General features: G+C 59.6%; 13 protein-coding genes and 1 tRNA gene. 10 read left to right on the forward strand and 4 right to left on the reverse strand.

The genetic code is table 11. The annotated features are described in order from the left end of the window. Positions 1–3 precede the first annotated feature (3 nt). Complete coding sequence (gene gluQRS / locus HCK86_RS20700; protein ID WP_176086391.1) at positions 4–882, forward strand: tRNA glutamyl-Q(34) synthetase GluQRS; 879 nt, start codon at positions 4–6, stop codon at positions 880–882. Here the strand turns inward: gluQRS and HCK86_RS20705 are convergent. After that, positions 847–1,761, reverse strand: a complete 915-nt coding sequence (locus tag HCK86_RS20705) for a YihY/virulence factor BrkB family protein (protein WP_176086392.1) — start codon at positions 1,759–1,761, stop codon at positions 847–849. The genes gluQRS and HCK86_RS20705 overlap by 36 nt on opposite strands. A 110-nt stretch (positions 1,762–1,871) precedes the next feature. Here HCK86_RS20705 and HCK86_RS20710 point away from each other — a divergent pair, with 110 nt between their 5' ends. The 5 genes from HCK86_RS20710 to HCK86_RS20730 all read left to right on the forward strand — a co-directional run bounded on the left by HCK86_RS20710 (position 1,872) and on the right by HCK86_RS20730 (position 5,479). Further along, a complete protein-coding gene (locus HCK86_RS20710) occupies positions 1,872–2,705 on the forward strand; it encodes an SDR family oxidoreductase (protein ID WP_246739698.1) in 834 nt (277 codons plus the stop codon). A gap of 77 nt (positions 2,706–2,782) precedes the next feature. Then, positions 2,783–2,980 (forward strand): twin transmembrane helix small protein, encoded by a 198-nt coding sequence (locus tag HCK86_RS20715; RefSeq protein WP_176086394.1) that lies wholly within the window; start codon positions 2,783–2,785, stop codon positions 2,978–2,980. A gap of 30 nt (positions 2,981–3,010) precedes the next feature. After that, entirely contained in the window at positions 3,011–3,583 is a 573-nt protein-coding gene (locus tag HCK86_RS20720) for a cob(I)yrinic acid a,c-diamide adenosyltransferase (protein ID WP_176086395.1), read from the forward strand. A gap of 204 nt (positions 3,584–3,787) precedes the next feature. Further along, positions 3,788–4,537 (forward strand): electron transfer flavoprotein subunit beta/FixA family protein, encoded by a 750-nt coding sequence (locus tag HCK86_RS20725; protein WP_176086396.1) that lies wholly within the window; start codon positions 3,788–3,790, stop codon positions 4,535–4,537. A 12-nt stretch (positions 4,538–4,549) separates the two neighbouring features. After that, positions 4,550–5,479 carry an electron transfer flavoprotein subunit alpha/FixB family protein gene (locus tag HCK86_RS20730; protein ID WP_176086397.1) on the forward strand — a complete coding sequence of 310 codons (930 nt, stop codon included), beginning with the start codon at positions 4,550–4,552 and terminating at the stop codon, positions 5,477–5,479. A gap of 289 nt (positions 5,480–5,768) precedes the next feature. On the opposite strand, the gene HCK86_RS20735 is transcribed toward HCK86_RS20730, so the two are convergent. After that, positions 5,769–7,106 carry an MATE family efflux transporter gene (locus HCK86_RS20735; protein ID WP_176086398.1) on the reverse strand — a complete coding sequence of 446 codons (1,338 nt, stop codon included), beginning with the start codon at positions 7,104–7,106 and terminating at the stop codon, positions 5,769–5,771. Positions 7,107–7,259: 153 nt separating this feature from the next. On the opposite strand from HCK86_RS20735, the gene HCK86_RS20740 reads away from it, so the two are divergent. Both HCK86_RS20740 and HCK86_RS20745 read left to right on the forward strand, forming a co-directional pair. Beyond that, on the forward strand, positions 7,260–7,682 hold the full coding sequence (locus tag HCK86_RS20740; protein ID WP_176086399.1) for a secondary thiamine-phosphate synthase enzyme YjbQ: 423 nt from the start codon (positions 7,260–7,262) through the stop codon (positions 7,680–7,682). 136 nt (positions 7,683–7,818) lie between these two features. Further along, positions 7,819–8,166 carry a hypothetical protein gene (locus HCK86_RS20745; protein WP_176086400.1) on the forward strand — a complete coding sequence of 116 codons (348 nt, stop codon included), beginning with the start codon at positions 7,819–7,821 and terminating at the stop codon, positions 8,164–8,166. Positions 8,167–8,233: 67 nt separating this feature from the next. Here HCK86_RS20745 and HCK86_RS20750 read toward each other — a convergent pair whose 3' ends face one another. After that, the gene (locus HCK86_RS20750; protein WP_176086401.1) at positions 8,234–8,965 is read right to left on the reverse strand and encodes an SIMPL domain-containing protein; all 732 of its coding nucleotides are present in this window, start codon (positions 8,963–8,965) and stop codon (positions 8,234–8,236) included. Between the two features lie 181 nt (positions 8,966–9,146). Here HCK86_RS20750 and HCK86_RS20755 point away from each other — a divergent pair. Further along, a tRNA-Ile gene (locus HCK86_RS20755) sits at positions 9,147–9,222 on the forward strand. Positions 9,223–9,340: 118 nt separating this feature from the next. Here the strand turns inward: HCK86_RS20755 and HCK86_RS23980 are convergent. Next, positions 9,341–10,087: a hypothetical protein gene (locus HCK86_RS23980; RefSeq protein WP_210259983.1), complete on the reverse strand. Its 747-nt coding sequence runs from the start codon at positions 10,085–10,087 to the stop codon at positions 9,341–9,343. Positions 10,088–10,488: 401 nt separating this feature from the next. Here HCK86_RS23980 and HCK86_RS24135 point away from each other — a divergent pair, with 401 nt between their 5' ends. Next, positions 10,489–10,833 (forward strand): ParB N-terminal domain-containing protein, encoded by a 345-nt coding sequence (locus HCK86_RS24135; protein ID WP_246739699.1) that lies wholly within the window; start codon positions 10,489–10,491, stop codon positions 10,831–10,833. Positions 10,834–10,903: the final 70 nt, after the last annotated feature.

Below are 10,903 nucleotides of genomic sequence, written 5' to 3' on the forward strand. Positions count from 1 at the left end.
GACATGACTGCTGCTGCTGATCGACCCGTTTTTCGCTTCGCCCCCAGCCCGAATGGCCAGCTTCACCTTGGCCATGCGCTCTCAGCCTTTGAAAATCAGCACTGGGCGGAGAAAACCGGCGGCCGGCTGCTGCTCAGGATCGAAGATATCGACCGCACCCGCTGTACGGCGGCGCTCGAGGACGGTCTGATTGCGGATCTGGACTGGCTCGGCATCACCTATGAGAGGCCCTTTCGGCGGCAGTCCGAGCATTTCGACGATTATCGCCGGGCACTCGACCGGCTGATCGATATGGGGCTCGCCTATCCCGCCTTTCTGACCCGTGGTGAGGTCCGCAGTATTGTCGAAGCCTATGAGACTGGCAGTGCGGCGTGGCCGCGCGATCCCGACGGCGCGCCGCATTATCCGGGCGGGGAACGCCATCTCGATGTCCGCATAAGCGGGCGACGCATTGCCGAAAAGGCCCGCCACACCATCCGCCTCGACATGGAAAAGGCGCTGAAGCGCGTCAACGCACCGCTCTACTGGACCGCTTTTGACGAAGACGGCACGCGCCTGATCGAGGCCCGGCCCGAAGACTGGGGCGATATCGTGCTGTCACGCTCCGACGCACCATCGAGCTATCATCTGTCCGTTGTCGTCGATGACGCGCTTCAGGGGGTGACCCATGTGGTGCGCGGAAAAGATCTGGAACTGGCGACAGCAGTGCACCGGCTGCTGCAGGAACTGCTTGGCCTGCCGGCACCGCTCTACCGCCACCACCGCCTGATCATGGGCGCGGACGGCCGCAAGCTTTCCAAGAGCAATCACGACACGGCCTTGAAGGCGTTGCGCGACGCGGGCGCCTCACCGCTCGACATCCGGCGTCTTTGCGGGTTCTGACCGGCGCGGGCGGCGTTCAACATGGGTCGCCCAGGGCGCATCCTTGATGACGTTATACTTCAGAAGTGCCGCATTTATTTCTGCACCCAGAAGCAGGATGACGCCAACCGTATAGAGAAAGACCAGCAGGATCATCGGCGTCGCAAGACCGGCATAGGTTGCCGAATATTGCGCGAAATTGGCCAGATAATAGGTGAAGACATAGGCGAAGACCGCCCAGAAAACCAGCGTCAGCACCACGCCGGGCAGAACGTCGATCAGCCGTCTCTTGCCGGCGGCAAGGTTCAGATGCGCAATCATCAGCCCCAGGAACAGCACGATCAGCGTACCGGCTATACGGTTTGACGACAGGGTCTGCAGCAGACCCTCGAGCCAGGGAAACCAGCGCTCGGCAAAATGCAGCGCAATCGGCACGGCCACGAGCATGAAGCTCAAGAAGACGAAAATGATCACCGACATCACGACATAGCCGAGGCTTTTCATCCGAAGCCACCACCAGCTGCGATTTTCCTCAACCCGATAGGCGCGGTTCAGCGACAGGCGCACGGCCTCGACGCCATTGGAGGCGAAATAGGCTGCCGCCAGCACCGAAACCGTCAGCAAGCCGCCGCGCGGCACGGTCAGCACCTGACGGATCTGCTCGGCCACCGGCTGCGCAATTTCCTTCGGCCAGGAGGTCAGGATGAGATTGACGGCGGCATCGGCAAACTGGTCGGCGCCCAGAAAACCGGCCAGCGCCGTGCCGAAAATGACGAAGGGAAACATGGCCAGAAGCGTCGACAGGGCCACATGGCTCGCCATGGCCCAACCGTCATCCTCGGAAAAGTGATATAGCGCGTCATAGGCAACGCGCAGTGCCGTTCGCACGGGCTTTTTCATTGCGTCTCCCCGGAGCGATCCAGTCGGCCCCCCGCATGGATTCGCCATTCACTCTAACTGTGCTCAGCCTATATAGAAAGACCAATGCACAAGGCCCTCAGGAGGATCCATTGCATAACAAACCGGTCATCATCATTACCGGCTGCTCGTCGGGCATTGGTGCCTTCTGCGCAAGGGCGGCCGCCCGCGACGGCTGGCGCGTCTTCGCCACCGCCAGAACGCCCGACGATCTGGCGGCCCTGGAAGCGAACGGGCTTGAGGCACTCTATCTCGATTATTGCGACGAAGCCTCGATCGCGGCGCTGGTCGATGAGGTGACCAGCCGCACCGGTGGACGGATTGATGCGCTGTTCAACAATGGCGCCTATGGCCAGACCGGCGCTGTCGAAGATGTGCCAACCGCGGTGCTGCGCGCCCAGTTCGAGGCGAACTTCTTCGGCTGGCATTCGCTCACCCGCAGGATCATTCCGGTGATGCGCAGGCAAGGGTCCGGGCGGATCGTCCATTGCTCCTCGATTCTCGGCCTGCTGCCCTACCGCTATCGCGGTCCCTACACGGCGTCCAAATACGCGCTTGAGGGGCTGATGCTGACCCTGCGCATGGAGCTTGAGGGCAGCGGCATCTTCTCGTCACTGATCGAGCCCGGCCCGATCGCGTCACGCTTCACCGCCAATGCGCTGACCCATATTCGCGCCCATATCGATCTTGAGGGCTCGGTTCACGCCGAGGACTACCGCCGCCAGCTCGCCCGGCTTGAAGGCACCGGCCCGAAAAACCGTCACAAGCTGGAACCCGATGCCGTCTATCACGTGCTGAAACATGCGCTGAATGCCAAGCGCCCGAAACCGCATTATCCGGTGACGACACCGGCAAAGCAGGGCCTCATCCTGAAACGATTGATGCCGGCCGACTGGTTCTACCGGCTGATGGCGAAGATGAGCTGAACGCTCACGCGCCCTTGCCAACGGCCAGAAATTATCGTCAGATGCGGTGACGGGAGCACCCCTGGGGAGGAAACCTCATGTCGACATTCACCATCATTCTGCTGCTGATCGTGATGATGCTGGTCGTCTTCGTGCTCGGCCGCGGCCTCGTCAACATGATGCGTGGCGGCAGCGGCAATGTCTCCAACCGGCTGATGCAGGCGCGTATCGGCCTCCAGGCGCTCGCCATTGTTCTGATCATGCTGACACTCTGGATCGTCCAGAACGGGCACTGATCCCTGCAAACCTGAAAAATCCCGGAAAAAATGGTCAAACTGAACAAGATTTACACCCGCACCGGCGACGACGGCACGACGGGGCTCGTAACCGGACCGCGCCGCAGGAAATGCGATCTCCGCATGGAAGCCATCGGCGCAGTGGACGAAGCCAATGCAGCGCTTGGCCTTGCCCGCCTGCATGTGGCCGGCTTTGAAACGCTTGAGGCCGCGTTTACCCGGATCCAGAATGATCTTTTCGATCTCGGCGCCGACCTTTCCACGCCGGAGACCGGCGAAAAGCTTGGCTGGGAGCCGCTGCGGATCGTTGAGGCCCAGGTCACCTGGCTCGAAGGTGAGATCGACCGGCTGAACGAAAAACTCGAACCGCTGAATTCCTTCATTCTGCCGGGCGGCAGCGCACTGGCTGCAAATCTTCACCTTGCCCGCACGCTGACCCGTCGCGCCGAGCGCGCCATGGTGGCGCTCAGCGCGGAGGAAGCGATCAGCAGACCGGCGCTCGCCTATATCAACCGCCTGTCGGATTTCCTCTTTGTCGCCGGTCGCCACGCCAATGATGACGGACGTTCCGATATCCTCTGGGTACCGGGCAAGAACCGTTGATTTGCGGAAAATGACCGCGATTGAGACAATGATTCTTTGTCAAAGGCGGCAAATGAAATTATTCATGTCGCCGATTGGCAAGTGAGCGCGTCGAAAAGACCGCAAGCTTTGCCGAATGCCTGCCGCCGTTACCGGCAGGATTTCAGATGGAAATTCAGTCCCGGCCCGAGGCTTTACGTCTTCGGCCCTGTCCTGGAGGATGCAATGAAAATTCTGGTCCCGGTCAAACGGGTTGTCGACTACAATGTCAAGATCCGCGTCAAGGCGGACGGCACCGGCGTCGAACTCGCCAATGTGAAAATGTCGATGAACCCGTTCGACGAGATCGCCGTTGAAGAGGCGCTGCGGCTGAAGGAAGCCGGCAAGGCCGATGAGGTGGTTGTGGTGTCAATTGGCCCGGCCAAGGCGGAAGAAACGCTGCGCACCGCGCTTGCCATGGGCGCCGATCGCGGCATTCTGATTGCAACGGATGATACGGTCGAGCCGCTTGCGGTTGCCAAGCTTTTGAAGGCGGTGGCGCTGGACGAAGATCCGGGCCTCGTTATCCTCGGCAAGCAGGCGATCGACGACGATGCCAACCAGACCGGCCAGATGCTCTCCGCCCTCATCGGCTGGGCCCAGGCGACCTTTGTCTCAAAGCTCGAGCTTGACGGCGACACCGCCACCGTGACCCGCGAGATCGATGGCGGCCTGCAGACCATCAAGGTTTCGCTGCCAGCGATCATAACCGCCGATCTTCGTCTCAACGAACCGCGTTATGCCTCGCTGCCGAACATCATGAAGGCAAAGAAGAAGCCGGTCGACAAGAAGACGCCGGAGGATTTCGGTGTTTCGACGGCCGCTCGCCTGGAAGTGCTGAAGACTGAGGAACCGGCCACCCGCAAGGCCGGCATCAAGGTGGCAAATGCCGCCGAACTCGTCGACAAGCTCAAAAACGAAGCCGGCCTGCTCTGAGGACAAGTGATCATGACCATTCTTCTTCTCGCCGAACATGACGGCAATAAAATCTCCGACCAGACCGCCAAAGCCGTGACGGCTGCCGGCGAAATCGGCGGTGACATTCATGTGCTTGTCACCGGCAAGGACTGCGCGGCCGCCGGTACCGATGCCGCGAAACTGGACGGCATTGCCAAGGTGCTCGTCGCCGATGCCGACGTGCTTTTCGAAAATCTCGCCGAGCCGGTTGCTGCCGAAATCCTGGCGCTTGCCGATGGCTATGACGTGATCATGGCGGCGGCCACCTCGACCGCCAAGAGCGTGATGCCGCGCGTTGCAGCGCTTCTGGACGTGATGCAGATCTCGGAAATCATCGCGGTCGTCGCGCCCGATACCTTCAAGCGCCCGACCTATGCCGGCAATGCCATCCAGACGGTGAAATCGCACGACGCGAAAAAGGTGATCACGGTGCGCGCCGCAAGCTTTGCCGCCAGCGGCATGTCCGGTTCGGCACCGGTTGAGACCATTTCGGTGACCGCCGACGCCGGCCTCTCCGCCTTCGTGAAGAACGACCTTTCCGTTTCCGAACGCCCGGAGCTGACCTCTGCCAAGGTGATCATTTCCGGCGGGCGGGCGCTTGGTTCGGCAGAAAAATTCCGCGAAGTCATTCTGCCGGTTGCCGACAAGCTGAAGGCTGCCGTTGGCGCATCGCGTGCCGCCGTGGACGCTGGCTATGCCCCCAATGACTGGCAGGTTGGCCAGACCGGCAAGGTGGTGGCCCCCGATCTCTATATCGCCTGCGGCATTTCCGGTGCCATCCAGCATCTGGCCGGCATGAAGGATTCGAAGGTGATCGTTGCGATCAACAAGGACGAGGAAGCGCCGATCTTCCAGGTTGCCGATTACGGCATCGTCGGCGATCTGTTCGAAATCCTGCCTGAACTGGAAAAGGCGCTCTAGAATTAAGAGCCTGACCGCATGAGACCAGACGACGGCAGCCCCTGCCGACGTCTGGTTTCTGACAAGGTCATTCAGATTACCTGTTTTAGGGTAGAATAGACGCCGCCGCCGTCGTCATCCCCGTGCTCGTCACGGGGATCCAGGTACGTCATGGCATTGAACTAAAATGCGTCTTTCGCCGTGCAGACGCATAGCGGATGGATATCTGTGTCAAGCACAGATATGACGCCAGGGGAAGTTGGCAAGCTTTGCCAGCAGTCTGACGCCGGCCTTGTGCCGGCGTTCTTGTTCAGGTCGCAGCGCTTGCGAAGGTCTTGCGGGCGAGCCGCGGCAGCATCAGCCGGAAAGCGACGGAGCGCATGCCGACAAAGATCAGCATGGCGATCCAGAGCCCGTGATTGCCGAAGTGCGGCTGCAGCAGCGCAAGGGCTGCAACATAGGTGACCAGCGACAACAGCATGAGATTGCGCATGGCGACCGACCAGGTGGCGCCGATGAAGACACCATCCATCTGAAAGGCGATGACGCCGACAACGGGCATGATCGCGGCATAGGGCAGGAAGTGCGTCGAAAGTGCCGCAGTTGAAGGATCCGGAGCGATCAGCGCCACCACCGAGGGGCCGGACAAAAAGAACACGGCGGACACAGCGACACCGAAGGCAAAGCCCCAAAGCGTTGTCAGGCGCAAGACCCTATCGAAGGCCGGACGGTAAAGCGCGCCGACGGCGCGGCCCGCCAGCTGTTCTGCCGCGGTGGCAAAGCCATCGAGAAAAGCGACACCAAAGAAATAGAACCTGAGCAGGATCGTGTTGGCCGCGAGAATTTCCACGCCCAGCGTACCGCTTTGCCGGGTAAAGAGTGACAGGCCGATCAGCAGCGCGAATGATCGGATCATCATGTCGCGATTGACCGAAAACATCCGCTTCAGCGCAGCAAGATCCGGCCGCGTCCACAAGGACCGCTCGGTGCGCGACAGGATCAGCCAGGTGCCCAGCAAAGCGGTGACCGCCTCTGCCGCGAGACTTGCCGCGCCCGCACCTGCCAGGCCATAACCCATGCCCAGCACCCAGAGAAAACTGAGCGCGATGTTGAGCCCGTTCAGCACCAGCTGCAGCAGGAGCGCCGAAACCGCCTCGCCCCTGCCGATCACCCAGCCGAAGACCACGAAATTGAACAGCGCGAAGGGCGCGGAAAACACCCGCCAGACATAATAGGTCCAGGCCGCATCGCCCACAGCGCCATCAGCGCCAAGGACAAACAGGCCGAAATGACCGATCGGCACATGAAAGACAACAAGTACCAGCCCGGCAACAAGCGCGATCAGAATGCCGCCGCCCAGCATGCGCTGCTCGCCCTCGCGATCCCCTGCGCCGACCGACTGCGCGGTAAAGCCCGTCGTCGCACCGCGCAGGAAATTGAATGTGGTGAACAGGACGTCAAAAATCACCGCTGCCAGTGCCACGCCACCGACCAGCACCTCGCTTTTCAGCTGGCCGATCACGCCGGTGGCGACCAGGCTGACAAGCGGCGTGGAGAAATGCGCAACCATCATCGGCAGGGCGATGGCGAGCACCAGCCTGTGGGTAACGACGAAGGCGCGTCTTTCAGCGCCGGCACCTTTTGACATGGTCGGTGGTTTTCTGTTTTCTCGACAACGGAAAGCCTTTGATCCGGAAACGGAACGAGGCCTGAACGGAAGCTCGGCCCCGCCATTTTCGGCAAGGCGCTTCTCAGTATGCCCGCAGCAGATCCGGCGTCAAGGCGCCGACGGAGACCGTCTATGCCACAAACACGGCTTGCCATCGAGACCCATGGACAGGGGCTTTATGAATTCACCCGCCATGCCGCCGATTTTGTCGCCCGGCACAAGCCAGATGAGGGCCTGCTGACGGTCTTTGTCCGCCACACCTCCTGCTCGCTGTGCATTCAGGAAAATGCCGATCCCGATGTGAAGCGCGATCTTGCCGCATTCTTCTCGCGCCTCGTGCCGCGCGCCACCGATCCGCAGATGGCCTATCTCGTCCATCGTCTGGAAGGCCCCGATGATATGCCCGCCCATATCAAATCCGCCCTCACCCAGACCTCAATCGGCATTCCCGTCGCATCCGGCCGTCTGATGCTTGGCACATGGCAGGGCATCTATCTGTTTGAACACCGCGACCAGCCCCACCGCCGCGAGATCGTCCTGCATCTCTCCGCTTAATCTAAGCGATTGATATCGCTAACAAAGATGAATGCCCTATGAATGGTTCGTTCCGGCTCCATTCATTCAAACCTCCTAATATAACGTCAAGCTTATCGAACAGACGATAGCTGCAACGCAAATGGAGGTTCCGACCATGGGACGCACGCTGACAGCAACATTCACCGCCCTTGCGATTCTTGCCGGTGCCGCGATGCCGGCAGCGGCCGGCGGATTTCACGATGGTCCCGGCCAGCAACACTGGCGCGCTGACGCCCCGCGCGGGCATGGGACCAGCAACGTCGACCGCCGCACGCCGATGCGGGCCTGCGACCCGCGGCAGGCGCTCCACCGCGCCAAATGGATGGGGATCCGCCATGCCCGTGTGGTCGATGTTGACCGGCGCACGGTCACCATTTACGGCCATGGCCGCTATGGCAGGGTCAATGTGAACTTCGCCAATCGCCCCGGCTGCCCGGCCGTCATGGGTTGGTCCTATCGCTGACCGTAACGCCAAGGCCGGCCGCCCCTTTCAGGGCAGCCGGCCTTTTGGCAGATCGAGCAGGCGATCTTTACTGGGCGATCGCGAATGTCATGTTGACGGTGACGTCATAGCTGTTTTCGCCGGTTGCAATCGGCACCGAGCCCATATCCTTCATGGCAAAACTGGCCGTGCGCATCAAAGGCTGCGGCGCGCTGCCGCCTTCGCTGATCGAGAGCACACTGCCGAGCGAAACACCGGCCGCCTCAGCCAGGGTTTTCGCCTTGGCCATGGCCCTGGTAACGGCCTGTTTGCGGGCTTCTTCCTGTGCAGCACTCGGATCGGCATTGGTGAAGGTGATATTGCCGCCGGAATTGACGCCGAGCTTGACCGACTGATCAAGCACCGCGCCCAGATTGTCGAGTGCACGGACCGTCACGTCGAGCCCGTTGACCACCTGATAGCCCGAGACGACACGGCTTTCCGAACCATCATCAGCCGTCACCTGCTTATATTGCGGGTTGATGGAAAAATTGTCGGTCTGGATATCTTTCGCCGCAATGCCGGATGCCTTCAATGCGTCGAGCACGTTCTGCATCGACTGATTATTGTCGGCCAGTGCCGCTTCTGCGGTCTCGGCGCTCGAAACGACGGCCAGAGACACAATTGCCATATCGGGAGCGATACCGGCCGAACCGTTGGCGGCAACACTGATGGTTGCAACCGGCGCCGGCATGGCCTGCTCCTGGGCAAGAACCGGGGATGCGACAAGCGGCAGAACAACAAGCGCTGCGGCCGCGAACTGACGTCCTGAAAAGAACATGTGACTTTCCTCCATTGCGGTCTTGTCCCGCTCATGACGGGTAATTGTGAACGCATTACGGCAGGCTTGCCGAACGGCACGAATTAGGGTAGTTGCAATACTCGCACCGGGTACCATTGCCCGAATTACTACCTTTACGGGTACCTCTGCACTGCCCTTGCGCATCAGATTATCCACAGAAGGGCCTGTAGCTCAATGGTTAGAGCCGGCGGCTCATAACCGCTTGGTTGGGGGTTCGAGTCCCTCCAGGCCCACCACCTCTGTGTAGCTTGACGCGGCCTTTTGCAAATTTGTCAGAGCCTTTTGCAGTGATCGGTTTTTCCACGGTGTAACGCGCGAAATCAGGTCGCACGATTATAAGGGGTCATGAGATGCTCATCGGAGGCTATCATTCCCACTCAAAAGCGAAGCGACAAAACGGCTCAGAAACTCGGACACGTCCATCAATTTACCAAACTTGAAATCCTTCGGTTGTTCCTGTTCAAATGGGTACCGCGACCATTGGAATACGCCCTCAAATGAGTTGAGGCATGCTTCAAGAGTGGGTTCTGGAGCAGGAAACGCCACGACGAATTCTTCCTCTAGCCGGGCTCGAACCATTTCTTCCATTTCGTCTAGTTGCTTCACCAATTTGTGGCTAGCCTGCTTCGGCCTTGCCGTCACTTTTGAGATACCGCTTTGGTCATCCACCGGAGTCCAGATTTCATTCGAACTGAGCGACTTCAGGTAGAGTTCGACGGCGACTATCGCGTTATTTATTGTCGCCATTGAAATCCCGAGGAAGTCACCGTTGTCAGATACATAACGGAAATCGGCGTCACACAGAATTTGCCTTGCTCTTTCGAAATGGTCGGCATTATCTTTGATCTGGTGGTTTGGCATTGCGCTGGGTCGAGGAGGCTGATTGCCTTTTTTTATCTTATTGTTACCTCTTGGACGCTCCCGCAAGCTTTGTTTCCAATCTCCATCATAACCAAAGCCTGGTGCATCCTTGATATCAGCATGCCATAAGGTCGTGAACACTTCGGCGGTGGGCTGGCAATACCAATGCGTTTTACCGTCAGCATCCATTGCCCACCATCGCGCTTCCTTCGGAGCATGCTTCCAATCGACTTCAAACATATCAGGTGCCTCCCCGTATCTGGGATACGATCTTACTGACTTTGAGTTCCAGGCCCCAAACGGTCAACAGAAACATATTTGAAGGCGCTTCAAAGACTGTTTGAAGAGCTTTTGAAGGACCTTCACTGCTCACCTGCGATGCGTAGCCCTGAGAGTTCGCCACGCATATACTGCAGCCAGGCTGACCACGCCGTTACCGGCTGCGTCGGATCTGTCCATCCGATTGGCCAGCCCATCATCCAGTCCGAAAAGCTCGGGTTGAAGGTCAGGATGCCGGTCGAGGATCGGGGCCCACCGTTCAAACTGATGTGGAGCGGGCGGGAATGCGGGAAGCTGAAAGCCGCCGTCGGCTTCGCACCGCTGCGACATTCTGATTTCCATGTTCGAGGAGGCTGCGTGATATGGCCGCGACCAAAACCATTCCGATTGCCAAGATCCATGTGCCCGAGCGGCTGCGCGCTGTCGAGGATGATCAGGCTGCAGCGATCTCCGCTTCAATTGCTGAGCACGGGCTGTTGAACCCGATCACAGTGCTGGCGACGCCTGCCGCAACGCCGTGCTTCCCGCAGGAAGCAGCTGACCCTGTATTTTTGCTGTTTGTTTTAGTGGTACTAAATTCGTACCATAATGTCGCAAGAACCGGACTTCATCAACGAAGCCCGGGAAACGGCGCGCCGCACAACGTGATCGGTGACGGACAGCAGCGCCCCGCCATCCGGGTCAGTCAGCATGATCGAGATGGCTAAGCCCTGTGAGGACGATATTGATCCGGGCCAGGATCTCCTGCCGCTGATGCGTGCGATCCGGTGGCGCTTT

The sequence above is a fragment of the Martelella sp. HB161492 genome, from assembly GCF_013184775.1.
Lineage (GTDB): Bacteria > Pseudomonadota > Alphaproteobacteria > Rhizobiales > Rhizobiaceae > Martelella.

Excerpts from the sequence above, each read along its gene's own strand:
- HCK86_RS20725 (WP_176086396.1), top strand. The coding sequence starts at position 3,788 with ATGAAAATTCTGGTCCCGGTCAAACGGGTTGTCGACTACAATGTCAAG.
- HCK86_RS20750 (WP_176086401.1), bottom strand. The coding sequence starts at position 8,965 with ATGTTCTTTTCAGGACGTCAGTTCGCGGCCGCAGCGCTTGTTGTTCTG.
- HCK86_RS20705 (WP_176086392.1), bottom strand. The coding sequence starts at position 1,761 with ATGAAAAAGCCCGTGCGAACGGCACTGCGCGTTGCCTATGACGCGCTA.
- HCK86_RS23980 (WP_210259983.1), bottom strand. The coding sequence starts at position 10,087 with ATGTTTGAAGTCGATTGGAAGCATGCTCCGAAGGAAGCGCGATGGTGG.
- HCK86_RS24135 (WP_246739699.1), top strand. The coding sequence starts at position 10,489 with ATGGCCGCGACCAAAACCATTCCGATTGCCAAGATCCATGTGCCCGAG.
- HCK86_RS20730 (WP_176086397.1), top strand. The coding sequence starts at position 4,550 with ATGACCATTCTTCTTCTCGCCGAACATGACGGCAATAAAATCTCCGAC.
- HCK86_RS20735 (WP_176086398.1), bottom strand. The coding sequence starts at position 7,106 with ATGTCAAAAGGTGCCGGCGCTGAAAGACGCGCCTTCGTCGTTACCCAC.
- HCK86_RS20745 (WP_176086400.1), top strand. The coding sequence starts at position 7,819 with ATGGGACGCACGCTGACAGCAACATTCACCGCCCTTGCGATTCTTGCC.
- HCK86_RS20720 (WP_176086395.1), top strand. The coding sequence starts at position 3,011 with ATGGTCAAACTGAACAAGATTTACACCCGCACCGGCGACGACGGCACG.
- HCK86_RS20740 (WP_176086399.1), top strand. The coding sequence starts at position 7,260 with ATGCCACAAACACGGCTTGCCATCGAGACCCATGGACAGGGGCTTTAT.
- HCK86_RS20715 (WP_176086394.1), top strand. The coding sequence starts at position 2,783 with ATGTCGACATTCACCATCATTCTGCTGCTGATCGTGATGATGCTGGTC.
- gluQRS (WP_176086391.1), top strand. The coding sequence starts at position 4 with ATGACTGCTGCTGCTGATCGACCCGTTTTTCGCTTCGCCCCCAGCCCG.